The 25,632-nt window shown below is 58.8% G+C and carries 21 protein-coding genes; 6 read left to right on the top strand and 15 right to left on the bottom strand.

The annotated features are described in order from the left end of the window. Positions 1-76: 76 nt before the first annotated feature. From tdh to DBR44_RS14745, 3 genes are all read right to left on the bottom strand, one after another. The gene (gene tdh, locus DBR44_RS14755) at positions 77-1,102 is read right to left on the bottom strand and encodes an L-threonine 3-dehydrogenase (protein ID WP_103523333.1); all 1,026 of its coding nucleotides are present in this window, start codon (positions 1,100-1,102) and stop codon (positions 77-79) included. A gap of 69 nt (positions 1,103-1,171) precedes the next feature. Next, the gene (locus tag DBR44_RS14750) at positions 1,172-2,371 is read right to left on the bottom strand and encodes a glycine C-acetyltransferase (protein WP_124644780.1); all 1,200 of its coding nucleotides are present in this window, start codon (positions 2,369-2,371) and stop codon (positions 1,172-1,174) included. Positions 2,372-2,530: 159 nt separating this feature from the next. Further along, entirely contained in the window at positions 2,531-3,469 is a 939-nt protein-coding gene (locus DBR44_RS14745) for a LysR family transcriptional regulator (RefSeq protein ID WP_124644779.1), read from the bottom strand. Between the two features lie 129 nt (positions 3,470-3,598). Between DBR44_RS14745 and xapA the strand changes: the two genes are divergently transcribed. Continuing rightward, complete coding sequence (gene xapA / locus DBR44_RS14740) at positions 3,599-4,444, top strand: xanthosine phosphorylase (RefSeq protein WP_124644778.1); 846 nt, start codon at positions 3,599-3,601, stop codon at positions 4,442-4,444. Between the two features lie 25 nt (positions 4,445-4,469). Next, positions 4,470-5,699 carry an MFS transporter TsgA gene (tsgA, locus tag DBR44_RS14735; protein ID WP_124644777.1) on the top strand — a complete coding sequence of 410 codons (1,230 nt, stop codon included), beginning with the start codon at positions 4,470-4,472 and terminating at the stop codon, positions 5,697-5,699. Positions 5,700-5,742: 43 nt separating this feature from the next. On the opposite strand, the gene DBR44_RS14730 is transcribed toward tsgA, so the two are convergent. From DBR44_RS14730 to DBR44_RS14705, 6 genes are all read right to left on the bottom strand, one after another. Continuing rightward, positions 5,743-6,708: a PDR/VanB family oxidoreductase gene (locus tag DBR44_RS14730; protein ID WP_124644776.1), complete on the bottom strand. Its 966-nt coding sequence runs from the start codon at positions 6,706-6,708 to the stop codon at positions 5,743-5,745. A 44-nt stretch (positions 6,709-6,752) separates the two neighbouring features. Beyond that, the gene (locus DBR44_RS14725) at positions 6,753-8,201 is read right to left on the bottom strand and encodes an NAD-dependent succinate-semialdehyde dehydrogenase (protein WP_124644775.1); all 1,449 of its coding nucleotides are present in this window, start codon (positions 8,199-8,201) and stop codon (positions 6,753-6,755) included. A gap of 54 nt (positions 8,202-8,255) precedes the next feature. After that, the gene (locus DBR44_RS14720) at positions 8,256-9,374 is read right to left on the bottom strand and encodes an aromatic ring-hydroxylating dioxygenase subunit alpha (RefSeq protein WP_124644774.1); all 1,119 of its coding nucleotides are present in this window, start codon (positions 9,372-9,374) and stop codon (positions 8,256-8,258) included. 139 nt (positions 9,375-9,513) lie between these two features. Continuing rightward, positions 9,514-10,467, bottom strand: a complete 954-nt coding sequence (locus DBR44_RS14715; protein ID WP_199731063.1) for an alpha/beta hydrolase — start codon at positions 10,465-10,467, stop codon at positions 9,514-9,516. Between the two features lie 8 nt (positions 10,468-10,475). Then, positions 10,476-12,050, bottom strand: a complete 1,575-nt coding sequence (locus tag DBR44_RS14710) for a BCCT family transporter (protein ID WP_137008380.1) — start codon at positions 12,048-12,050, stop codon at positions 10,476-10,478. Between the two features lie 94 nt (positions 12,051-12,144). Further along, positions 12,145-13,248: a tartrate dehydrogenase gene (locus DBR44_RS14705; protein ID WP_124644772.1), complete on the bottom strand. Its 1,104-nt coding sequence runs from the start codon at positions 13,246-13,248 to the stop codon at positions 12,145-12,147. Between the two features lie 110 nt (positions 13,249-13,358). On the opposite strand from DBR44_RS14705, the gene DBR44_RS14700 reads away from it, so the two are divergent. Next, positions 13,359-14,264 carry a LysR family transcriptional regulator gene (locus tag DBR44_RS14700; RefSeq protein WP_124644771.1) on the top strand — a complete coding sequence of 302 codons (906 nt, stop codon included), beginning with the start codon at positions 13,359-13,361 and terminating at the stop codon, positions 14,262-14,264. Between the two features lie 37 nt (positions 14,265-14,301). Here the strand turns inward: DBR44_RS14700 and DBR44_RS14695 are convergent, their stop codons facing one another. Further along, a complete protein-coding gene (locus DBR44_RS14695; RefSeq protein ID WP_124644770.1) occupies positions 14,302-14,517 on the bottom strand; it encodes a hypothetical protein in 216 nt (71 codons plus the stop codon). Between the two features lie 62 nt (positions 14,518-14,579). Next, entirely contained in the window at positions 14,580-15,584 is a 1,005-nt protein-coding gene (gene hemB / locus DBR44_RS14690; RefSeq protein ID WP_124644769.1) for a porphobilinogen synthase, read from the bottom strand. Positions 15,585-16,184: 600 nt separating this feature from the next. Between hemB and DBR44_RS14685 the strand changes: the two genes are divergently transcribed. Beyond that, positions 16,185-17,291 (top strand): porin, encoded by a 1,107-nt coding sequence (locus tag DBR44_RS14685; protein ID WP_158613626.1) that lies wholly within the window; start codon positions 16,185-16,187, stop codon positions 17,289-17,291. A gap of 161 nt (positions 17,292-17,452) precedes the next feature. Here the strand turns inward: DBR44_RS14685 and dnaJ are convergent, their stop codons facing one another. From dnaJ to grpE, 3 genes are all read right to left on the bottom strand, one after another. Continuing rightward, complete coding sequence (gene dnaJ / locus DBR44_RS14680) at positions 17,453-18,583, bottom strand: molecular chaperone DnaJ (protein ID WP_124644767.1); 1,131 nt, start codon at positions 18,581-18,583, stop codon at positions 17,453-17,455. A 129-nt stretch (positions 18,584-18,712) separates the two neighbouring features. Next, on the bottom strand, positions 18,713-20,632 hold the full coding sequence (gene dnaK / locus DBR44_RS14675) for a molecular chaperone DnaK (protein WP_124644766.1): 1,920 nt from the start codon (positions 20,630-20,632) through the stop codon (positions 18,713-18,715). Positions 20,633-20,764: 132 nt separating this feature from the next. Then, a complete protein-coding gene (grpE, locus tag DBR44_RS14670; protein ID WP_124644765.1) occupies positions 20,765-21,310 on the bottom strand; it encodes a nucleotide exchange factor GrpE in 546 nt (181 codons plus the stop codon). 453 nt (positions 21,311-21,763) lie between these two features. On the opposite strand from grpE, the gene aceA reads away from it, so the two are divergent. Further along, on the top strand, positions 21,764-23,062 hold the full coding sequence (aceA, locus tag DBR44_RS14665; protein ID WP_124644764.1) for an isocitrate lyase: 1,299 nt from the start codon (positions 21,764-21,766) through the stop codon (positions 23,060-23,062). Between the two features lie 225 nt (positions 23,063-23,287). Beyond that, positions 23,288-23,842 carry a flavodoxin family protein gene (locus tag DBR44_RS14660; protein WP_124644763.1) on the top strand — a complete coding sequence of 185 codons (555 nt, stop codon included), beginning with the start codon at positions 23,288-23,290 and terminating at the stop codon, positions 23,840-23,842. A 65-nt stretch (positions 23,843-23,907) separates the two neighbouring features. On the opposite strand, the gene DBR44_RS14655 is transcribed toward DBR44_RS14660, so the two are convergent. After that, the gene (locus tag DBR44_RS14655) at positions 23,908-25,305 is read right to left on the bottom strand and encodes an amino acid permease (RefSeq protein WP_124644762.1); all 1,398 of its coding nucleotides are present in this window, start codon (positions 25,303-25,305) and stop codon (positions 23,908-23,910) included. Positions 25,306-25,632: the final 327 nt, after the last annotated feature.

The following is a 25,632-nucleotide window of genomic DNA, read 5'->3' as shown; positions in this document are numbered from 1 at the left end:
GGTTTTGAGCTACTAACAAATAATCTGCTGCCGCGTTGCGTCCTGGCCGTAGCCTTGCGCTGAGGGACGTGGGCTATCAGCTCCAGTCCAGAATCACCTTGCCGCTCTGGCCGGACAGCATGGTGGCAAAACCCTGCTCGAAATCATCCACCTTGAAGTGGTGGGTGATGATGGGGCGGATGTCCAGACCAGACTGGATCAGCGCCACCATCTTGTACCAGGTTTCGAACATTTCCCGACCATAGATGCCCTTGATTTCCAGGCCCTTGAAGATGACCTGGTTCCAGTCGATAGCGGTATTGGACGGCGGAATACCCAGCAGGGCTACCTTGCCACCATGGTTCATGGTTTCCAGCATCTGGCGGAATGCCTGCGGGTTGCCGGACATTTCCAGCCCCACGTCGAAGCCTTCGCACATGTGCAGCTCGCTCATCACCTGCTTCAGGTCTTCGCGGGCCACGTTCACCGCGCGGCTGGCACCCATCTGGCGCGCCAGATCCAGGCGGTAGTCGTTGACATCGGTAATGACGATATGGCGCGCGCCCACATGCTTGGCGATGGCCACCGCCATGATGCCGATGGGGCCGGCACCGGTGATCAGCACGTCTTCACCCACCAGATTGAAGGACAGCGCAGTATGCACCGCATTGCCGAAGGGGTCGAAGATGGCGGCCAGATCATCGGAGATGTCGTCCGGAATCGGGAAGGCATTGAAAGCCGGAATCACCAGATATTCGGCAAACGCGCCTTCACGGTTGACGCCCACGCCCACGGTGTTGCGGCACAGGTGGCGACGGCCGGCACGACAGTTGCGGCAGTGGCCGCAAGTGATGTGGCCTTCGCCGGACACGCGCTGGCCGATTTCAAAGCCACGCACTTCGGAGCCCATGGCGGCGACCACACCAACGTATTCATGGCCTACATGCATCGGCACCGGAATGGTTTTCTGCGCCCATTCATCCCAGTTCCAGATATGGATGTCGGTGCCGCAGATGGCGGTTTTGCTGATCTTGATCAGCAGGTCGTTATGGCCGATTTCCGGCTGGGCCACATCGTTCATCCACAAACCGGGTGCTGACTTGAGTTTGGATAATGCTTTCATGCTGTTTGCCTGCCTGTAAGTTGCGCGCCCGTCGGCCACCTGGCCCACGGGCAGAAGTCTGGATGCCGCTCAGTCGATCACTTTCAGCTCGCGGCCCACCTTGATGAAGGCGGCTACCGCACGCTGAACCTGCTCCACCGTGTGGCCGGCGGACATCTGGGTACGGATGCGTGCCTTGCCTTTGGGCACCACCGGGAAGGAGAAGCCGACCACGTACACCCCTTCCTGCAACAGGCGGGCGGCCATTTCACCGGCCAGACGGGCATCGCCCAGCATCACCGGGATGATGGGATGCTGGCCCGGCACCAGGGTGAAGCCGGCAGCGGACATTTCATTGCGGAACAGCTCGGCATTGCGCTTGAGCTGGGCGCGCAGCTGCTGGCCTTCACTCTTGATCAGTTTCAACACTTCCAGGCTGGCCGCAGTAATCGCCGGGGCCAGGCTGTTGGAGAACAGATAGGGGCGCGAACGCTGGCGCAGCAGGTCAACAATAGGCTGGCGCGCCGATACATAACCGCCGGAAGCGCCGCCCAGCGCCTTGCCCAGCGTGCCGGTGTAGATGTCCACCTTGTCGGCCACACCGCACAGCTCTGGCGTACCGGCACCGTTTTCGCCGATGAAACCGACCGCGTGCGAGTCATCCACCATCACCAGCGCGCCATGGCGGCCCGCCACTTCGCACAGGGTTTTCAGGTCGGCAATGATGCCGTCCATGGAGAACACGCCATCGGTCACGATCAGCTTGAAGCGCGCACCGGCCGCTTCGGCGGCAAGCAGCTGGGCCTCCAGATCGGCCATGTCGTTGTTTTTGTAGCGGAAGCGCTTGGCCTTGCACAGGCGCACACCGTCGATGATGGAGGCATGGTTCAGTTCGTCGGAAATCACCGCGTCTTCTTCACCCAGCAGGGTTTCGAATACCCCGCCGTTGGCGTCGAAACAGCTGGAATACAGAATGGTGTCGTTGGTGCCGAGGAAGCCGGAAATGGCCTGCTCCAGATCCTTGTGCACCTGCTGGGTGCCACAGATGAAGCGCACCGAGGCGCAGCCATAGCCATAGTCATCCAGCCCGCGCTTGGCCGCTTCGATCAGGCGGGCATCATCGGCCAGGCCCAGGTAGTTGTTGGCACAGAAGTTGAGCACGTGTGCACCATCAGCCAGGGCGATGTCGGAGCGCTGCGGCGTGGCAATCACCCGTTCCGGCTTTTCAAAACCATCGGCGCGGATTTGTGCCAGTGTCGCTTCAAGGTGGGCAAGATAGGTATGGTTCATGGCAGGGATGTCCTTATAGGCCAATCGTGGGGCGCCGGGGTTCGAGCAGCTGCGGGATCACCGCGCGCCTGGAAACTGTCATCCATTCTAGCCCAGCGTATCCGGCTTTATCAGTGACAGTTGTCAAGGATTTCGCACGGCAGCTGTCACCACCAATGATCAAGCAGTGACATGACTGTCACCATTCATTTCACCTTGCCGCCACTGCAAAAAAGCCTGAGCCACCGGCGACAGCTTGTCCCTGCGGTAAACGGCATACAGATCAGCAGACAAGGGGCTGGCCAGCTCAACAAAGCAGACGCCCGGCCAAGCAATACGGGCATAACACGCAGGTAACAGGCTGACACCATAAGCCTGTGCCACCACGGCCAGTATCGACTGTGGTTCGGCCAATTGCAGCCGTAAACGCGGCACAAAACCATGACGACAACAGGCTGCATAGAGATAGCGTCCCAGGCCACCATCCACCTGTGTCAGCAAGACAAAATCCTCGGCGGCCAGTTCTGCCCATTCGACAGCCTGCCGGGCCGCCAGCGCATGCTTATCCGGCACCGCCAGCACGATGTTTTCATGTTCAAACAAGGTGTAATGCAAACCCGGCAAGGGATGGGCGGGTGCTTCGCGCCAGAAGGCCAGATCGATGCGTTGCTGCTGCAGTGCCAGTTGCTGCGCGGCGGGTGCCAGCTCCAGCATGCCCCACGTCACTGCCGGACACACAGCGGCATAACGCGACAGCGCATCCAGCAGCCCACCCCATAGTGCGGTGCCGACCACCCCCAGTTGCAGCTGCCCGGCCTGCCCTCTGCCCATTTGCTGAATCTGCTGCACAGTCGACAGCAACTGCCCTTCCATGGCTCGCACTTCGGCCAGTAGCTCATGGCCGGCCGCCGTCAGTTGCACAGAGCGAGTGGAGCGTTGCAGCAGGCGGATGCCCAGGCGATCTTCCAGTTCCTTGATATGCAGACTGAGCGGTGGCTGTGACATATGCAGCCGTTGCGCCGCCTTGCTAAAGCTCAATTCCTCGGCAACAGCCAGGAAATAATGCAGCAGGCGGCAATGCAACAGACCCAACTGGGCCACGCGCTGAACAGATGTCATCAGACGACTCCCCCGCAGAGACAGAGCACCATTTATACACAGCCGCTATCAATCGCAATGTCCAACAGTATTGGACCCTGTCGGGTGGCTCGGACAGCATGGACCCACACCCCAAAACAGGACATTGCCATGACCGACTCCGACCTCCACGCCAAGCCTGCTGTCAGCGCCCGACTGATACGCCAGCGCTGTCCGGATTTTCAGCCCAGAGCCGCCCTGATACTGGGCTCCGGGCTGGGTGGGCTGGCAGATGCCATCACTGATGGCCAGTGTTTTTCCTACGCCGAGCTACCTGGTTTTCCCGTCAGCAGCGTATCCGGACATGCCGGTGAATTGATTGCCGGTTGGCTGGATGGCTTGCCAGTGCTCTGTCTGAAAGGACGGGGACACTTCTATGAGGGACAGGGCATGGAGGTGATGCGCGACGCCGTCCGCTGCTGTCGCTTGCTGGGCTGTGAACTGCTGCTGGTCACCAATGCCGCCGGCTCCATGCGACGCGAGGTAGGGCCGGGACAATTGGTCGCCTTGAGCGACCATATCAACTTCATGCCGCAATCACCCTTGGTTGGCCGTAATGACGAAGCCTTTGGCCCGCGTTTTTTCAGTCTGGCCAATGCTTACGATCAGGATTTGCGCCAACGGCTGCAACAAATCGCTGCACGCTGCGAGATTCCGTTGGCCGAAGGTGTGTTTGCCGCGTATACCGGCCCCAACTTCGAGACACCGGCCGAAATCCGCATGATGCAGCTGCTGGGCTGCGATGTAGTGGGCATGTCGGTGGTGCCTGAAGTGATCGCCGCCCGCCACTGCGGTTTGAAGGTGCTGGCAGTGTCCGCCATCACCAATCATGCAGAAGGCTTGTCCGACACGCCGCTGTCACACGAGCAAACACTGCGTTGCGCGGCGCAGGCTTCACGCGACTTCATCCGCCTGTTACACGCCTTCTGTGCCGATCTGGCTGGCGATGCGACCTGACACTTTTTGCGCCAAGGAGTCTGCAATGGAAAAAAACACCAAGCGTTTGCGTATGAATATGGTGGCCTGGCTCAGTTATTTCTTTACCGGTGCCCTGGTGTCCACCCTGGGGCTGGTCATTGGTCCGGTGTCGACGGCATTTGGCAAGGACCCAGGCTTTATCGGCCAGATTTTTACCCTGATGAATCTGGGGCTGTTTCTGCCCATTCTGCTCAGTGGCATACTGATGCGCCGTTTTGGGCTGGGCCGACTGCTCATTGCCGGCTCCATCATCACCTTGCTCACCTGTGCCGCCCTCTTTCTGCAACCGACACTGCTGATGTTCAGCATTGGCGTCACCATGATCGGCGCCACCGCCGGCATCATGATGGCCATCGGCAGCTATCTGGTCGTGCGTATCAACGAAGACCCCAAGCTACGCTCGGCCAACCTCATTTTTACCGACCTGTTCTTCGCCCTGGCTGGCGTCACGCTGTCAGTGGTACTGGGCTATCTGTTCCGCCTGGGCGCCAACTGGCTGACCATGTACGCCATCATGGGCATGCTGGCCATGCTGATGATTCTGCTCTGCCTGGGGCAGCCCTTTCCCAGCATGCCCAAGCAGGACGCACCGCTAGCAAGCACCGCAGAAAATCCGCGCTGGGGCGCTGCAGCATGGCTGCTCTGCTGTGCGCTGTTCGCCTTTTTATTGGCCGAGCCCATTTTCACCATGTGGCTGCCCAGTTGGCTCAAGCAGCAGTTTGCCCTGGGTGAATTGAACGCAGCGTATTACATCACCACCTACTGGACGGTGAAATCCATTGGCCTGTTCATTAACCAGTTCACCGTACGCTTTGTGCAATTGCGTACTTATCTGCTGCTCTCGACCTTGGGTGGCATGATCAGCCTGGGCATCGCCTGCAATAGCCAGAGCCCTGGGCTGATTCTGCTGTGTGCCGGCCTGTTCGGCTTCTGCAATTCAGGCTTGTTCTCCGGCCTGATGAGCTATGGCAGCCTGCAAGTCAAGAACTCGCCGCCCACCCTGACCTCGGCCTTGCTGACCATAGGCACGATGGGAACCCTGCTGTTCTCCTCCGTGTCATCTTTTGCTTACAGTCGCTTCGGCCTGTACTGGGCGCTGAACAGTTCCACCCTGGCCTATGGACTGCTGCTAGTGCTGCTGATGCTGGCCAGCCTACTCAGCCGTGCAGAACGGTTGCATCTGGTGCCACGACAAGAGGACATGCCTGCCACACCACGCAGCAGCCACTCCTAAGTGGCGCAGGCCAGATGGCGGACTGCATCTGGCCTGACTGGCATCACAAATCCAGCACAATGCGCTCGCCGCGGGCGCGCGATACACAGATCAGCAGGCTTTGCTGGGCGGCCTTTTCTTCTTCACTCAGGTATTGGTCGCGGTGCTCGGCCTCACCTTGCACAATGGCCACTTCACAGGTGCCGCACACGCCCTCGCGGCACAGGCAATCCACGGCGGCCGAACCATCCTGCTCAATGGCTTGCAGAATGGTTTGCGCTGCCTCCACCCGGATTTCCCGCCCGGAGCGGGCCAGCACCACGGTAAATGCCTCTCCGCTTTGCGTACTGGCGGCAAACTGCTCCCAATGCAGGCGAGCTGGCGCTATGCCCTGCGCTGCTCCTGCCGCCTTCACGGCCTCAATCAGCGATACCGGTCCGCAGACATAGATATGATCCTGCTCGGCCAGTTGTGCCAGCAAGCTGGCGACATTGCACTGCTCGCCTCGGGCAGCATCATGGAAATGACAGTGAGCGCCGTAACGCGCCGCCAGTTCATCGACAAAGGCCGCTTGCTCGCGACTACGAAAAGCGTAATGCAGTTCAAATGCAGCGCCGCTGGTCTGCAGTTCCTCCATCTGCGACATGAAGGGCGTAATGCCGATGCCGCCGGCAATCAGGATGTGACGCCCCGATATGGCATGCAGCGGGAATAAATTGTTGGGCGGAGATATCTGCAAGATGTCCCCCACCGCCACATGCTCGTGCATGAAAGCCGAGCCGCCACGCGAGGCCTCTTCCCGCCGCACGGCAATCTGGTACTGCTGCAGCTGAAAAGGCGAGCTGAGCAGCGAATAGGCATTATGGATAAGGCCGCTGGCGGTGGGCATTCGTACAATGATGTGGCTGCCACCACTAAAGGACGGCAGTTGACCGCCATCCTGCGCCTGCAAGGTGAAGCGTTTGATCAAGGGGCTGGCTTGCTCGATCCGCACCACGCGGACGGCAATATTCGGGGTCTGTAGGCTCATGTCGCTTCATGCTCGAGGTTGACTGGAGAAACAGGCAGCGGCGCTCAGCACGCCATGCACAGATATTTGGACTCAAGATAGTCATCAATGCCGTAGCGGGAGCCCTCACGCCCCAGGCCGGACTGTTTGATGCCGCCAAAGGGGGCCACCTCATTGGACACCATGCCGGTATTGATGCCGACAATGCCGTACTCCAGCTGCCGCGCCACGCGCCACACCCTGGCAATATCCCGGCTGTAGAAGTAGGCGGCCAGGCCATAGATGGTGGCATTGGCCAGCGCGACGACCTCCTCGTCGCTAGCAAACGGCATGACCGGTGCCAGCGGACCGAAAATTTCCTCCTCGAGCAGACGCATGCCCGGCTTTACATCGGCAATGACGGTAGGAGGAAAATACTGCGGACCGGCAGCCAGGCTGCGCCCGCCGGTCAGCAAGCGGGCTCCACCCTGTAGCGCGTCGTCCAGCAGGGATTGCACCTTGCTGACGGCTCGGGCAGAAATCAATGGGCCGACCTCGGTTGCCTCGGCAAAACCATTCCCTACCCGTAACTCGGCGACGCGGGCGCAGAAGCGCTCCAGAAAGCTGGCATACACGGACTGGTGAACATAAAAGCGGTTGACGCAGACACAGGTCTGGCCTGCGTTGCGGTATTTGGCCTGGATGGCCCCTTCCACCGCAGCATCCAGATCGGCATCGTCAAACACGATGAACGGCGCATTGCCACCCAGCTCCAGCGAGACTTTCTTGATGGTGCCGGCACACTGCTCCATCAGCAGCCTGCCTATCGGCGTGGAGCCGGTGAAACTGAGCTTGCGCACCAGCGGGTGAGTGCTGAGTTGCCAGCCGATGGCCTGGGCATCCCCGGTAACGATATTGAACACACCGGGCGGAATACCGGCGCGGTCGGCCAGTTCCGCCAGCGCCAGTGCCGACAACGGGGTTTCATTGGCCGGTTTGATGACGATGGTACAGCCGGCAGCCAAGGCTGGCGCCGCCTTGCGGGTAATCATGGCGGCGGGGAAATTCCACGGTGTGATGGCAGCGCATACGCCGATCGGCTCGCGCATCACCAGTAGTTCCTGGTCCTTGCGGGGCGAGGGAATCACGTCGCCATACAAGCGCTTGGCTTCTTCGGCAAACCATTCGACAAATGAAGCGGCGTAGCGGATTTCACCCCGCGACTCCGCCAACGGTTTGCCCTGCTCCCAGGTCATCAGCCGGGCCAGGTCTTCCTCGTGCTGCTCCAGCAGGAAAAACCACTGGCGCAGCAGCCGGGCACGTTCTTTTGCGGTCAGGTCGCGCCAGGCCGGCAGGGCCGCATTGGCAGCCTCAATGGCACGGATGGTTTCCTGCTCGGCCATCAGCGGCACCGTGGCGATGGCAATATTGCTTGCGGGGTCGAGCACAGTCAGCGTGGCGGCAGAGTCCGCCCTGCACCACTGGCCATTGATATACGCTTGCTGTCGGAACAGCAGGGGGTCTTGCAATTTCATCGGATACTCCGCAAAAGCGGCAGCTACCGGTAACCGGCAGCGCCGCAGGTGGAATCAGTCCTGGTGCTGGCGTGCCACCAACTGGTGGAAATGGGCAATGCCGTGCTCACTGATGCCGCTGCGCTGGCGGTCTGTCATGATGCGGCCCTGACCACGGTAACCACGGGACTTCAGTCCGCACTGCACGCTTTCCACCAGCCGCAGGTCTTCCGGCCGGAACACGGTGCGATACCACTCCACCAGTGCCTGCTGCTCAGCAGTCAGTTCCTTGTTGCGGAAATAGATGTCGTAGTGCTGCAAGGTGGTCTCGGCATCCACCGGGTATTCATAGATAACCGTCATGAAGTCGGCACCGGGCGGTACGTTGAACACGGTGCAAGGCCAGGCCCAGTAGCCGCTGAAGCTGGGGTCCTTGACCGAGGGGTCGATCTTGAAAGATTTTTCGGAGGATCTGGCAAGACCAAACTGCAGTGTCCAGTTGCCCTGCAGGGTATGCGTGTATTTGTCTACCTGTACCGAGTCGGCAAAGCCCGGGTGGGCTGGCGCACAGTGGTAACACTCCAGATAGTTGTCGACGATGATTTTCCAGTTGGCTGGCGTGGCAGTCACAAAGCGTGCAGCCAGATGCAGCTGGTCGATCACCGGACATGCCGCGCGCAAGCTCTCGGCCAGACCGGGTAGTTGCGCCTCCACCGGGCCGGCAGCCAGATTCATATTGATGAACACAAAGCCGGCATACTCCTCCACCTTGAGCGCCGACAGGCTTGCCTTGTCCGGGTCGAAATCGACCACGTTTTCACAATTGCGGGCATGCCCCAGCTGGCCGTCCAGCTTGAAGGTCCAGGCATGGTAGGGACAGGTAATCACGTTCTTGGCGCGACCACTGCCTTGCAGCAGCTGGTGACCACGATGGGGGCAGACATTGTAAAAGCTGCGCAATACGCCATCCCGGCCACGCACCACAATGATGCTTTCACCGGCAACATCACGCGTGATGTAGTCGTTGGATTCGGCCAGTTCACTGCCATGCGCTACGCAAATCCAGCTATGGGCGAAAATCTTCTCCTTCTCAAACTGATAGACCCTATCCGAGGTGTAATACTCGGCCGGCAAGGTCCAGGCACGCTCGTGATCGGCACAGAAATCCGGGCTCAATCTGGTGTAGTCATTCATGGGGTTCTCCTCTGCTTGGGGTCGTCACAGGGCTGCGAATGCCTGCCCTTTTCTTGTTCGGTCATGCCTGACGAATAAGGATGGCAAGGCCGGGGGAAAATCGCGCAGCGCCACATACCATGCCGGTGCGCAACAGATGTCATGTCTGGCCAGCCAACATGCGACAAATGGCCGCGACCAGCGCACGGTACATGCGGGCTGTCTCCATGCCCTGCGGCCAAAAGCGCAGGCATCCATGCAGCAACCCACGACCGACATGGCATTCAGCTGCAACGCCATTCGCCTGCAGGCGCTGGGCATAGCACAGGCCATCGTCACGAAGCGGGTCGTACTCCGCCACTGCGACAAAGGCCGGCGGCAAACCTTGCAGATTGGCCGCCACCAACGGTGCCAGGCGCTCATCGGCATGCATGGCCGGATCCGGCGCGTACTGCGCAAGGTAATAGGCCATGTCCTTGCGACTGAGCAGCGGGGCATCGGCATGTTCGCTGGCCGCTGGCTCTGTCGGTACTGCCGCCAGTGCGGGGTAGATCAGCGCCTGCCCGCACAAAGGTGGGCCTGGCTTGCCACGTGCAGCCAGGCAGAGTGCGGCAGCCAGATTGCCACCCGCGCTGTCACCGGCGACCACGACACGGGCGGGGTTGATACCCAGTGTCAGGCCAGCCATGCGCAGCATGTCCCACACCGCCAGGCAATCCTCGAAAGCGGCAGGAAAGACATGCTCCGGAGCCAGGCGGTAATCGACCACCAGTACGGCTGCAGCACATTCCTGCGCCAGCGGTGCCGCGATAAAGGCATGTGAATCCAGACCACCCAGCATCCAGCCGCCACCATGCAAATACAGTACACAGGGCCAACCGGCTGGCGGCATGGCCGCAGCTGGGCGGTACAAGCGCAGCGGGATATGTCGTCCGGCCACCGGCAGAACATGGTCCTCAAGCTGCAGCCCATCCGGCAGCGGCGGGGTGAAGTAACGACACAGGGCATCGTAGGCCACACGCATTTCGGACAGGCTGTCATCAGCGGGTAGAAACAAGGCGCTCTGATTGACAAAAGACTGCATTTCCGCAGAAAGCTGATAAGCACTCGCCATGGCCGAACTCATGAGCTGGACTGGTTGCTGGTCACCACCGCGGGCGGCTGCTCGCCAACCTGATGTGCAGGAACATCGCCATAATCTTCACGCAGCCACTTGAGCAGGCCGTACACCATGACCAGGGTGATCAGGGCAAAGGGAATGGCCGTCACAATCACCGTGGTCTTCATGGTATTGAGTGGTGCCTTGGCAAAAATCATCGCCAGCGGCACCAGCGTCAGCATCACGCACCAGAACAGGCGATCGGCAGGAGAGGGGTCTTCACCTTCGGCCAGATTGCGGGTGCAGGTAGCCGATACCGCATAGCCCACGGCATCCATGTGAGCGGCCAGAAATATCGCCATGACCGCCAGGAAAAATGCGATGACCCAACGCCCGGCCGGCAGCAAATCCAGCAACTGGCCAATCGCCACCTCACCGCCCTGCTCGCTCAGCACTTGCGGCACATTGATCAGACCGCTGATAAAACTGTGCACGCTGTAGCTTTCCAGTACGCCGTAGACACACCAGATGCCGGCACAGCCTCCTACCACCATGGCCACCAGCACTTCACGGATGGTGCGGCCACGCGAAATACGGGTGACAAACAGTGCCACCCCTGGGGCATAGGAAATCCACCATAGCCAGTAGAACACCGTCCATTCGCGAGTGAACTTGCCATCGCCCATCGGATCGGTGAACAGACTCATGTCGACAAAGCTGCTCAACATCAGTCCCAGGCTGGATAGCGCATTGCTGGTAATAAACTGCGTGGGGCCCAGCAAATAGATGTAGCCAGCCAGCACCACCACACCCCAGCACACCATCTGGCTCAGACGCTTCATGCCGCCATCCATGCCCACCCAGGAAGACAAGGTAAACAGCACGGATACCGCCAGAATGATGATCAGCTGCGTGGTGAAGCTATCGGGAATGCCTGTCAGGATCGACAGCAATCGGGCAAAGGTAATGGCCGTAAGCACCAGCGAGATAGTCAGTGCCCCGAACATGCACAGCATGAACAGCAGATCCACCAATCGCCCCAAGGCTCCATCAGGCTTGCGGCCGGTGATGGCACCGATAATCGCCGCCAGACTCAGACCCTTGTTCTTGCGTACGTGAAAGTGATAGCACATGGCCACCGCCCCCAGCGCATACATGGCCCAGGCGCTCAGGCCGGAATGAAAGAACGAGTAGGCCACACTGTATTTCAGTGCCTGCGGCGAGGATGGCGGCAAATTGAGACCTGGCGTCTGGTAGTAATACGCCCAGTCCAGAAAACCCCAATACAGCGTGGACGAGCCCAGCCCGGACATGATGAACATGAAAATCCATGTTGACGTTGAGTAGTCCGGCCCGCCCTCCCCCAGCCGAATCTGACCGTACTTGCTCAGGCCCAGCCAGATGACAAACAACACGGCAAAAAAGGCAAACAACAAAATGGGCGAGGCAAATACTGTGGTACACCAGTACATCAGCTGGTTGGCCATCGCGACCGATGCCTTGGGCATCGCGATCATGACAAAGACCAGCGCAAACACAATCAACAGGCTGACCACTGCCAGCGGAATATCACGCCGGCCTTGCTTGGAGGTTTGCATGTTTTCTCCTTGTATCCTTGGCCCAGCAGCTGCCGGGGAATAGCTGCTGGCAGCCGCCGCAATGTAGCGGACCGGTCTGCCAGCAGTCTCTGGACTAAGCCGTCACCGCCAACGGCGCATGTGCGACCACCGCCGCAATGGCTTGGCCCAGCTCGGTGGTCGTGGCCTTGCCGCCAAGATCGGCGGTCAGCGGCCCGGTAAGCAGTACAGACTCGATGGCCTGCATGATGGCATCGTGCGCAGCGCGACAAGGCCCCTGGCTGTGGCCAAGAAAATCCAGCATCAGTGCGCCAGACCAGATCATGGCAATGGGGTTGGCGATGTTTTTGCCGAAAATGTCCGGGGCGGAACCATGCACCGGTTCAAACAGGGAGGGGAAACGACGCTCGGGGTTGAGATTGGCCGACGCCGCCAGGCCAATGGTGCCGGTGCAAGCCGGGCCCAGGTCGGAAAGGATGTCGCCAAACAGATTGGACGCCACCACCACATCGAAACGGTCCGGCTGCAATACAAAGCGTGCCGCCAGAATATCCACATGCTGCCGTTCCCATTGCACGTCCGGGTAGTGCTGTGCCACCGCGGCCACGCGCTCATCCCAATACGGCATGCTCACGGCGATTCCATTGGACTTGGTCGCAGCAGTCAGCTTTTTGCGTGGCCGGCTTTGTGCCAGGGTAAAAGCGTGATGCAGGATGCGATCGACACCATGGCGGGTAAAGATCGATTGCTGCAGCACCAGCTCGCGCTCTGTCCCTTCGAACATGCGGCCACCAACAGCCGAGTACTCACCCTCGGTATTCTCCCGCACCACCAGAAAATCGATATCACCCGGCTGGCGATTGGCCAGCGGGCAGGAAACGCCAGGCAGCAAACGCACGGGCCGCAGATTGACGTATTGGTCGAACTCGCGGCGGAACTTCAACAGCGAGCCCCACAGCGACACATGATCGGCCACTTTGTCCGGCATGCCGACAGCCCCGAAATAGATGGCATCAAAACCCTGCAGGGTGTCGAACCAGTTGTCCGGCATCATCTGGCCGTGCTGCAGGTAGTAGTCACAGCTGGCCCAGTCAAACCGGGTAACCGACAAATCGATATCAAAGCGCCTGGCAGCCGCCTCCAGCACCCGCAAGCCTTCCGGTAGCACTTCCTGCCCGATGCCATCGCCCGCGATGGCCGCAATCCTGTAAGCCCGCATCCTGCCCTCCTCTGTTCTTTCGTCATAATGACCTTGTACTTCGAGGCCTAGCATGGCGGAAAACAAAGCCCGGATAATGGGCTGGTCCGTGCATACAGAAGACACGAAACATGAAGGATCTGCTGCAGCTCGAAGATTTGCGGGTATTTTGCCTGGTCGTCCGCAAGGGAGGATTTGCCGTGGCCGCCGAAGCCATGGCGGCATCCCCGGCCTATGTCAGCAAACGTATTCGTGTACTGGAGCAATACCTGGGCTGTCGCCTGCTGGACCGCACCACCCGGCGCATTGCCATGACCGAGCGCGGAGAGCGCATCTACGCCTGGGCAGGAAAAATACTGCAGGATGTGGAACAAATGAGCGTGGAGATCGGTACCGCACGCGAACAAGCACGCGGCATCATCCGCATCAGCAGCAGCTTTGGCTTTGGCAGGGTGCATCTGGCACCGGTACTGGGCAAACTGGCACAGCATTACCCGGAACTGAGCATCCGCTTCGAGGTAGCCGACTGTCTGGTTGACCTGGCACAAGAGGGAATCGACCTGGATATCCGGGTGGGAAACGAGATTGCCCCACAGCTGCTGGCGCGCAAGCTGGCAGATAACCGGCGCATCCTGTGCGCCTCACCGGCCTATCTGGCACAACATGGTTCTCCTGCCACGCTCAATGCCCTCAGCCAGCACAATTGCCTGGTCATCAAGGAAAGAGATCACCCTTTCGGGGTGTGGCGTCTGGCCGGCCCCCAGGGAGAGTGCAGCATCCGGGTGCAGGGGGCGCTGGCCGCCAACCATGGCGAGGTGGTGCACCAGTGGGCCTTGCAGGGCCATGGCATCATGCTGCGTTCGCTATGGGATGTGGCGCGCGAACTGGAGAAAGGGGAACTGGTACAGGTTCTGCCAGACTACTACCTGCCGGCAGATATCTGGGCGGTGTATCCGGAAAAGCTGGCCAATTCGGCCAAACTGCGTGTCTGTGTGGAATTCATCCAGCAATATTTCCGGCACGGCGGGCTGGCGTAATGCTCGCCAGCACCGCCATCGCAAAGCATGAAACAACTTATTTTGGCTTGCGCAAACTGGCCGGGGTATGGCCGGCCGGGCTGTCTGGCCCATCTTCGTCGTCATCATCATCAGCCGCATAGGGCTGCGGCTTGACGCCGGGCAGGTCGACTGGTGGCGGGGCCTTGGACAGTCTGGCCAGCGAACCGATGGTGGACATCACCAGCGCGACGATGACAAACAGCCAGAACCAGGTGGAGTGCAGAAAATCCATGGCCTACTCCTCTTTCAGGACAATGCGCCGCCCAGGATTGCAAGGCGGCGCAGTGCGGGTCATCAGCCGCGACGCAGCAGGCGCGCCGCATCCAGCGCAAAGTAGGTCAGGATGCCGTCGGCACCGGCGCGCTTGAAGGCCATCAGGCTTTCCATCATGCACTTTTCTTCGTTCAGCCAGCCATTCTGGAAGGCGGCCTTGAGCATGGCGTACTCACCGGACACCTGATAGGCATAGGTCGGCACGCGGAAGGTGTCTTTCATCCGGCGAATCACATCCAGATAAGGCATGCCCGGCTTGATCATGACCATGTCGGCGCCCTCTTCCAGATCCATTGCCACTTCCTGGATGGCTTCATCCAGATTGGCCGGGTCCATCTGATAGTTGTATTTGTCAGCCTTGCCCAGATTGCCGGCCGAACCAACCGCATCACGGAAGGGGCCATAAAAGGCAGAAGCGTACTTGGCCGAATAAGCCAGAATCTTGGTATGAATGAAGCCCGCCTCTTCGAAAGCATCGCGCAGCGCACCGATACGGCCATCCATCATGTCGGACGGGCCGAACACATCCACGCCGGCTTCGGCATGGCACAGACCCTGGCGAATCAGCACTTCGGTGGTTTCGTCATTCAGCACATAGCCGCTGTCATCGATCAGGCCGTCCTGGCCATGCACGGTATACGGGTCCAGTGCGCCATCGGTCATCACGCCCAGTTCGGGAAAGCGCTGCTTGAGTGCACGCACCACGGTAGGCACCAGACCGTCCGGGTTATAGGCTTCCTGCGCGGCATTGTCCTTGCCGGTTTCAATCACCGGAAACAGCGACAGCATGGGAATACCCAGCTCCAGGGCTTGTTCGGCGGTATACAGCAATTTGTCCAGGCTCTGGCGCACCACGCCCGGCATGGAGGCGACTTCCTGCTCGCGATTCTCACCTTCCAGCACAAACACCGGATAGATCAGGTCATTGGTGGTCAATACGTTCTCGCGCATCAGGCGGCGGGAAAAATCATCCTTGCGCATGCGGCGCATGCGCGTGGCAGGGAAATAGCGGTTGGCAAAAATCATGGGGTTTCCATCACAGGTGACAATAGCAATGCTGGGAATTGTACGCCTGTTGCTGCCGGCTGGCAGTGTCATTCCCCTTGCTGGCCGGCGAGCGGCAGCATGCCCTGCAACAAGCGCGTGCGAGCGGCTGCAGCCGGCGGCAACACCACGCCAATGCATCAGTAAAAATCATACCTAGCATTCTTGCAGCTCATAGCAATTGACGATAAGTGTTGTGTAAAAACAGCATTTTTATCAGACAAAACGTCTAATTTACCAAAATGCAACAGTTGAAATACTTAGAAAAACGATCGTTTACACGGAAAAACTACAATAAAAAACAATATTCAGCACATGGGGATTGAACTTTACAAAAACCATAACTTTTTGTTTTTAAATAAATATATCGAATTAATTACAAAAAAATCATCGACACTCATACCTGGAAAAAGCTTTTTCCCATGGCAATTTGTTAATAAATGTTCATTGACGGTTACAAACGTGTTTCGCACACTCAGCCCGGTTGGTGAAATCAAGTTTTTACATGGCTTGCTTTACACCGCGCCCAGCCTGCCAACAGATCAGGCAGGCCTAGAAAAAACTACTAAAGGATTTAGAGGAATGAAAAAACTCGTACTCGTTGCTGCCATCGCAGCAGCCATGCCGGTGCTGGCCCAAGCCGACGTCACCATCTACGGCTCCATCCGTGCTGGCCTCGACAGCATGAAAAGCAGCGACACCAACTTCAAATCGAACACCGGTGTTGACGACTTTGCCAGCCGTATCGGCTTCAAGGGTAGCGAAGATCTGGGCAATGGCCTGAAAGCCATCTGGCAAGTGGAAACCGGTATGAACGTGGATGGCGTAACCACCAGCGGCACCGGTGCAGGCACCTTCGCCAACCGTACCAGCTTTGTCGGCGTAGAAGGCAACTTCGGTAAGGTTCGTCTGGGTTACCTCGATGATGTACTGGGCGAAACCGAGTCCACCGACAACCTGTATGGCCCGCGTCGCGACAACACTGGCATGGCATTCCCGCTGTATGAAGGCAGCGACGTATTTGGTGCCTACGGCGATAGCCGCGTCAAGAATGGCGTACGCTACGACAGCCCGGACCTGAACGGCTTCAATGCCATGGTTCACCTGGGTTCCGGTGAAGCACAGGCTGCTGGCGGCAAGAAAACCGGCAACACCCTGGGTACCCGTCTGGCCTACTCCAACGCCGGCTTCTTCGGTGCCTACGCCTACATGGCCAAGTACAATACCGTCGCCGATCACAACAGCGGTGTACATCGTGTTGAATTCGGTTACGACGCCAACAACCTCTACCTGGCTGCCACCTTGCAGAAAGCCACCCTGTGGGGCGATGCCTGGGCCAAGAACACCGATGGCAGCTATGCCGTTTCCGGTATTGCTGGCACTACCGTTGCCAATACTGGCGCCAACAAGCTGAGCAGCCGCTCCTGGGCCATCAATGCTGCCTACACCATTGGCGCATTCAAGCCGTCCATCGTCTACTCCAAGCGCAGCAGCGTGAAGGTTGACGGTCAGTCGCAAGACTGGGGTGCCACGCAATGGGCCGCCGCAGTGGACTACAGCCTGAGCAAGCGCACCATGCTGCAAGCCGGCTACGGCCAAGTGAAGGAAGACAAGGGTGCACAGGCTGCACTGGGTTGGGCACAGGACAAGGCATCCATTACCTGGGTGATGCTGAAGCACAACTTCTAAGCCGGCTGCCTGGCTGGTTCCTTTGAAAAAGTCATTTGCCACCGCCTTGCCGCGGTGGCTTTTTTCATTCTGCCGCCATCAACACGCGTGAAAAACAAAACCCCCGGCGGACCGGGGGTTGATCGACGACCTGCAAGCAGGCACAAGCCCTGTATTGCGGCTTATTCGAAGAAATCGCGCAGCTTGTCCATGAAGGACTTGGAACGCGGATTATGCATGGCAACGTCGCCCTGGCTGATGGCTTCGAATTCACGCAGCAGCTCGCGCTGACGCTCGGTCAGCTTGACCGGAGTTTCCACCACTACATGACAATGCAGATCGCCATAGTCGGTGCCGCGCACTGCCTTCACGCCCTTGCCGCGCAGGCGATACACCCGGCCGCTCTGGGTTTCTGCGGCGATCTTCACCTTGGCCATGCCGTCCAGCGTGGGAATTTCCACCTCGCCGCCCAGCGCAGCCGTGGCAAAGGAAATCGGCATTTCGCAATGCAGGTCCATGCCGTCACGCTGGAACACCGCGTGCTGCTTGATATGGGTCACCACATACAGGTCGCCGGATGGGCCGCCATTCTGCCCTGGCTCACCTTCGCCGGACAGGCGGATGCGGTCGCCCTCGTCCACCCCGGCCGGAATCTTCACGTTCAGCGTCTTGTTGGTCTTTTTCTGACCGGCACCATGGCAGCTGGTGCAAGGATCGCTGATCTGCTTGCCGGTACCGTGGCAGGTCGGGCAGGTTTGCTGGATGGAGAAGAAGCCCTGGCTCATGCGCACCTGACCATGGCCACCGCAGGTGGAGCAGGTCTTGGGCTGGGTGCCTGGCTTGGCACCGGTGCCATGGCAGACATCGCAATCTTCATGCGAGGGAATGCGAATCTGCTTTTCGCAGCCACGCGCCGCTTCTTCCAGTGCAATATCCAGGTTGTAGCGCAGGTCGGCACCGCGATAGACATTGGAACGACCACCACCGCCAGCACCGCCCCGGCCACCGCCGAAGATGTCGCTGAAGATGTCGGCGAAATCGCCAAAGCCACCAAAACCGGCACCACCGCCGCCGCCACCGGCTTGCGGGTCTACCCCGGCATGGCCGAACTGGTCGTAGGCACTGCGCTTCTGGCTGTCAGAGAGGATTTCATAGGCCTCTTTGACTTCCTTGAATTTTTCTTCGGCTTCCTTGCTGTCCGGATTACGGTCCGGGTGATATTTCATCGCCAGCTTGCGGTATGCCTTTTTGATGTCGTCCTCGGAAGCATCGCGATTGATGCCGAGCACATCATAAAAATCTCTTTTGGACATGGTGTTTCACTCTCTGGCCGCGACCAGCCGGTCCGGCAGGCAATGATCTTCTTGATACGGCAAAGGCACAGAGGCCGGTGGAGAGCCCTCCGCCATTCCCTGTGCCTCGTTCAGTCAGCAAGCGGATGCTTACTTCTTGTCTTTCACTTCTTCGAACTCGGCATCCACCACATCGCCTTCGTCCTTGGCCTTGCCGGCATCGGCCGCACCCTGACCTGCTTCAGCCTGCTGCGCCTGGGCATACATGATTTCGCCCAGCTTCTGGCTGGCCTTGGCCAATTCTTCGGTCTTGGCTTCGATGACCGCCTTGTCTTCGCTCTTCACCACTTCTTCAGCGGCCTTGACGGCGTCTTCGATCTTGGCCTTTTCGGCGGCATCGATCTTGTCGCCATGCTCAGCCAGCGACTTCTTCACGCTGTGGATCAGACCTTCGGCCTGGTTACGGGCAGTCACCAGCTCGTGCAGCTTCTTGTCTTCCTCGGCATTGGCTTCGGCATCCTTCACCATGCGCTGGATTTCATCTTCCGACAGACCGGAAGACGCCTGGATGGTGATGTTGGCCTGCTTGCCGCTGGCCTTGTCCTTGGCGGACACATGCAGGATACCGTTGGCATCGATGTTGAATTCCACTTCGATCTGCGGAATGCCACGCGGTGCAGGCGGAATATCACCCAGATTGAACTGACCCAGGCTCTTGTTGGCGGCCGCCTTTTCACGCTCGCCTTGCAGTACGTGGATGGTCACCGCAGTCTGGTTGTCATCAGCCGTCGAGAAGGTTTGCGAAGCCTTGGTCGGGATGGTGGTGTTCTTCTGGATCAGCTTGGTCATCACACCGCCCAGGGTTTCGATACCCAGCGACAGCGGGGTTACGTCCAGCAGCAGCACGTCTTTACGCTCGCCGGACAGTACCGAACCCTGAATCGCAGCACCTACAGCCACGGCTTCGTCCGGGTTCACGTCCTTGCGCGGTTCCTTGCCGAAGAATTCCTTCACCGCTTCCTGTACCTTGGGCATGCGGGACTGACCGCCGACCAGGATCACGTCGGTGATGTCGGACAGCGATACACCGGCGTCCTTCAGGGCAACACGGCACGGCTCGATGGAACGGGTGATCAGGTCGTCAACCAGGCTTTCGAACTTGGCGCGGGTAATCTTCATCGCCAGGTGCTTCGGACCGGTAGCATCCATGGTGATGTACGGCAGGTTCACTTCGGTCTGGGTAGCGCTGGACAACTCGATCTTGGCCTTTTCAGCAGCTTCCTTCAGACGTTGCAGGGCCATTACGTCGTTCTTCAGGTTCACGCCCTGTTCGCGCTGGAACTCGGTCACGATGTAATCGATGATGCGCTGGTCGAAGTCTTCACCGCCCAGGAAGGTGTCACCGTTGGTGGACAGCACTTCGAACTGGTGCTCGCCGTCTACGTCGGCGATTTCAATGATGGAGACGTCGAAAGTACCACCACCCAGGTCATAAACGGCAATCTTGCGGTCGCCTTCCTGCTTGGCCAGGCCAAACGCCAGGGCGGCAGCTGTCGGTTCATTGATGATGCGCTTCACTTCCAGACCAGCAATGCGGCCGGCATCCTTGGTAGCCTGACGCTGGCTGTCGTTAAAGTAGGCCGGAACGGTAATCACCGCTTCGGTCACTTCTTCGCCCAGGTAGTCTTCGGCAGCCTTTTTCATCTTGCGCAGCACTTCTGCGGAGATTTGCGGCGGAGCCAGTTCCTGGTCGCGTACCTTGACCCAGGCATCGCCATTGGGAGCCTTCATGATCTGGAAAGGCATCAGGTCGATGTCTTTTTGTACTTCCTTGTCTTCGAAGCGGCGGCCAATCAGGCGCTTGGCTGCGTAGAGGGTGTTTTTCGGGTTGGTCACAGCCTGACGCTTGGCCGGTGCGCCAACCAGGATTTCGCCATCTTCCATATAAGCAATGATGGACGGGGTGGTGCGTGCGCCTTCGGCGTTTTCAATCACCTTGGGGTTACCACCCTCAACGACGGCTACGCAGGAGTTAGTGGTGCCCAGGTCGATACCAATGATTTTGCCCATATTCAGTATTCCTTTATCTCAATTCGTTGCGACTGCGGCCGAAAGCTGATAGCCGTGGCCTGTTGTCTTCATAGGTATTGGCTATGCTGTCTTTTTCAAGTGGCTGCCAAGAACCTTTTTATGATTTTCGGGTCAGGCACGCGCCTTGGCCACGATCACCATGGCCGGACGCAGCGTGCGCTCAGCCAGCTGATAACCTTTCTGTAGCACCCGTAACACCGTATTGGCTTCGGCATCGGACTCTTCCGCGCTCATGGCCTGATGCTGGTGCGGGTCAAGCTTGTCGCCCACAGCCGGGGAAATTTCCTTGATCTGCGCCTTGTCAAAGGCGGCCACCAGTTGTTTCAGCGTCATGTCCACACCCATTTTCAGGGTGTCGATCTGACCGCTCTTGTCCAGCAGGGCCATTTCCAGGTAGTCCTTTACCGGTACCAGCTCCTGGGCAAACTTGTTGATGGCGTACTTCTGGGTGTTAAGCAGCTCTTCAGCATTGCGACGACGCTGGTTTTCCTGATCTGCACGACTGCGCAGCAACTGATCCTGCAGTTCGGCAACCTGTGCCTCCAGTGCGGCGATGCGCTGTTCGGCGGTTTGCTCGACAGTCTGTTCGCTGGCTGCAGCGTTGATGGTTTCGTCGACCGCGGCTTCGTTGGTCGCGTTGTTCTGGTTTTCCTGCATGGCAAGACCTCAAGTGAATCAGCTTTTAACGATGTCCTGATGCCAGATAAGGTCTCTCTACGGGAATTCAAGTCCCAGGTCTTGCCAAGGGTTCACAACCGCTGTGACCAGCGCTCACCTCGCGGTGCGTTTTCTGACTTTTCTTTTCGCAACTGCAACAAAAACTGGGCGATCAATTATTCATTTTTCGCCACAATTGTTACCTTCTGAACATCGTGGTTTTTTCGGTGTTGCACCGCACACAAGCTATTTTTTTTGTGCTTATAATGGGCCACACACGCTGAATGACCCACCAAGCAAAGCCGTTATCCGCGGGCTTTTGGTGGTCAGAACGGGCAACAGGCAAAAACCGTTGTCAACAAAATCACTCCGGAAAAACCGGAATGTCATTTGGCCAGAGGATTGCCGGAATTCACCGGTCTGCAGAGAAAACTATTCGAGAAGGGTTTGAACATGACTACTCGCGAACAACGTATCGCCGCCATTCAACATGACTGGGACACCAACCCGCGCTGGAAGGGTATCAAGCGTGGTTACACCGCCGCCGACGTAGAGCGTCTGCGTGGTTCGGTGCAAGTGGAACACACCCTGGCCCGCCAAGGCGCCGAGAAACTGTGGAACCTGGTCAACAACGAACCCTACATCAACTGTCTGGGCGCACTGACCGGTGGTCAGGCCATGCAGCAGGTCAAGGCTGGTATCAAGGCCATCTATCTGTCGGGCTGGCAGGTCGCTGCTGACAACAACGAATACTCCGCCATGTACCCGGACCAGTCCTTGTATCCGGTGGACTCGGTGCCGAAGGTGGTAGAGCGCATCAACAACGCGTTCAGCCGCGCCGACGAAATCCAGCACTCCAAGGGTGTTGAAAAGGGTGCCGCCGGTTTTGTTGACTACTACGCTCCCATCGTGGCCGACGCCGAAGCCGGTTTCGGTGGCGTACTGAACGCCTACGAACTGATGAAGGCCATGATCCGCGCTGGCGCGGGTGGCGTTCACTTTGAAGACCAACTGGCCTCGGTGAAGAAATGTGGCCACATGGGCGGCAAGGTACTGGTACCGACCCAGGAAGCCATCCAGAAGCTGATCGCTGCCCGTATGGCTGCCGACGTTTACGGCGTGCCCACCCTGGTGATTGCCCGTACCGATGCTGAAGCTGCTGATCTGATCACCAGCGACTACGATGCCAACGACAAGCCCTTCCTGACCGGCGAGCGCACTGCCGAAGGCTTCTACAAGACCAAGAAGGGTCTGGAACAAGCCATCAGCCGCGCCGTCGCCTACGCTGACTACGCCGACCTGGTATGGTGCGAAACCGGCACGCCGGATCTGGAATTTGCGCGCAAGTTTGCCGAAGCGGTACACGCCAAGCATCCGGGCAAGCTGCTGGCCTACAACTGCTCGCCGTCCTTCAACTGGAAAAAGAACCTGGACGATGCCACCATCGCCAAGTTCCAGCGCGAACTGGGTGCCATGGGCTACAAATACCAGTTCATCACTTTGGCTGGTATCCACAGCATGTGGTACAACATGTACGACCTGGCACAAGACTATGTTGCACGCGGCATGTCGGCCTACGTCGAGAAGGTACAAGAGCCGGAATTCGCAGCACGCGACCGTGGCTACACCTTCGTATCGCACCAGCAGGAAGTGGGCACCGGCTACTTCGACGATGTCACCACCGTGATCCAGGGCGGCCAGTCCAGCGTGACCGCGCTGACCGGCTCCACCGAAGAAGAGCAGTTCCACTAAGCACCAACGAGGGCTGCCTGGCAGCCCTTGTTAGCACGCCCGCCGGCACCCTGCCTGCGGGCGTTTTGCATTTTGGCCGCTGTTTATTAAATCTGGCTAAACAATCAATTCATCCAGAATGACTGGTCCTGACACGAACAATCACTATACTGGACGCTGCTATTGCTTCCGGCGCGCCATTCACGGCACGCCCTTCCCGATTCATCTCCAGCAAAGGTATTCCCCATGACCAAGGTTGTCGTTGTCTATCACTCCGGCTACGGCCATACCCAACGTGTTGCCCAGCAAGTGGCAGCAGGTGCCAATGCAGAACTCATCGCCATTGATGCCGAAGGCAATGTGCCGGACAGCGCCTGGGATACCCTGGCGGCGGCTGACGCCATCATCTTTGGCTCCCCCACCTATATGGGCAGCCCGAGCTGGCAGTTCAAGAAATTTGCCGATGCCAGCTCCAAGGCCTGGTTTACCCGTGCCTGGCAGGACAAGGTGTTTGGCGGCTTCACCAATAGCGCCAGCCTGAACGGCGACAAGCAGGTTGCGCTGATCAACCTGCAAACCCTGGCCTCGCAACACGGTGGCATCTGGGTCAGCCTGGGCCTGCTGCCCAGCAACAGCAAGGCAGCCGCCCGTACCGATGTCAACAATCTGGGCGGCTCGGTCGGCCTGCTGGTGCAGTCCCCGTCGGATGCCAGCGTGGATGAAATCCCGCAAGGCGATCTGGACACCGCCAAACAATACGGTGCACGCGTAGCCGCCATCGCCGCCAAGCTGCGCGGCTGATTCAGCTCGCTGCAGATGCAAAAAAAGCCACCTTGCAAGGTGGCTTTTTCTTTGGCAAGCGCAGGTCAGGCTTGCTTGTGCAGGTGTGAATTCTTGCGCGAATAACCGAAGTACACCACCAGACCAATCACCAGCCATACCACGAAGCACAGCCAGGTGAGTGCGGACAGCTGGGTCATCAGGAAGACACAGAAGATCACCGCCAGCGCCGGCACATAGGGCACGCCCGGGCACAGGAACTTGCGCGGCAGGTTGGGTTCGGTCTTGCGCAGCTTGATGATGGCGATGGCAATCAGCGAGAAGGCAGCCAGGGTACCGATGTTCACCAGCTCGGCCAGGGTGTGCAGCGGAATGAAGCCGGCAATCAGCGCGATGATGGTACCGATCAGCCAGGTGGCCTTGTACGGCGTGCCGTATTTCGGGTTCACCTCGGAGAAAATCTTCGGCAGCAGGCCGTCGCGGCTCATGGCGAACAGGATGCGGGTCTGACCGTAGGTCATCACCAGAATCACCGTCAGCATGCCCAGAATGGCACCCAGATCGACAAAGCCGGCAAACCAGTCCAGCTTGGCCACTTGCAATGCCAGCGATACCGGATGATCGATACCAGCAAATTGGGCATAAGGCACGATGCCGGTCATGATGGCCGACACGATGACATACAGGATGGAACAGATGGCCAGCGACCAGATCACGCCCTTGGGAATGTCACGCGCCGGGTCTTTCACTTCTTCGGCCGCGCAGGTCACTGCGTCAAAACCCAGGAAGCTGAAGAACACGATGGCCGCGCCGTGGAACACGCCGTTCATGCCATAAGGCAGGGCCGGGCTCCAGTTGACCGGCTTGACGTGCCAGATGCCAATGGCGATGAACACCAGTACCACGGCCACCTTGATCAGTACCACGATATTGTTGACGCGCTTGGACTCCTTGATGCCAAAGGCCAGCAAGGCAGTAATCAGCATGGCGATGGTAAAGGCCGGCAGATTGAACAGCGTCTCCTTGCCCGGCACCGCTCCGGCAGCAGCCGTCAGCGCCACCGGCAGATGAATGCCGAAACCGCCCAGCAGGCTCTGGAAGTAACCGGACCAGCCGACGGATACCGCCGAGGAGGCCAACAGGTATTCCAGCATCAGATCCCAGCCGATGATCCAGGCGACCAGTTCGCCCAGCGTGGCATAGGCATACGTGTAGGTGGAGCCGGAAATCGGCAGCATGGCGGCAAATTCGGCATAGCACAGCGCGGCAAAACCGCAGGCCATGGCACCGATGATGAAGGACAAGACCAGACCCGGGCCGGCGACGGTGGCGCCGGTACCGGTCAGCACGAAAATACCGGTGCCGATGATGGCGCCGATCCCCAGCATGGTCAGGTCGAAAGCCGTCAGCTCCTTGCGAAGCCCTTTGGCGGTCTGGGCAAATTCCAGCATGCCCTGAACGCTCTTCTTGCGCATCAAACTCATGTTCAGACTATCCTGTGTGCACCGCTTCCCCTTGCCATGTTTGGGCGACGGGGTAGCCAGCGTTGATGATCATACTCAGCCCTTCCGCGGCTGCCCCGTCTGTTGCCGGTTCGTGACCGACACCTCCACGCAGGGCACTGCAGCGGAAAACGCGCGATCTTACAGGAAGGGGGGAACAGTTCAAGCCATAAAATCGGACAAAGTGTATCCATTATCCATTCCGCGACCATTCTGGCAGCAGGATTTGCCTCAAAGCCGTCATAAGCCTGCAAGACAAGGCAGTTAATAGCGCTAGACAGCCAACAATCCGGTAGAAATTGCCATAAA

The sequence above is a fragment of the Aquitalea sp. FJL05 genome (assembly GCF_003852595.1).
GTDB classification, from domain to species: Bacteria; Pseudomonadota; Gammaproteobacteria; order Burkholderiales; family Chromobacteriaceae; genus Aquitalea; species Aquitalea aquatilis.
The sequence above is the reverse complement of the archived record's forward strand: the minus strand, read 5'-3'. Positions and strand labels throughout refer to the sequence as shown.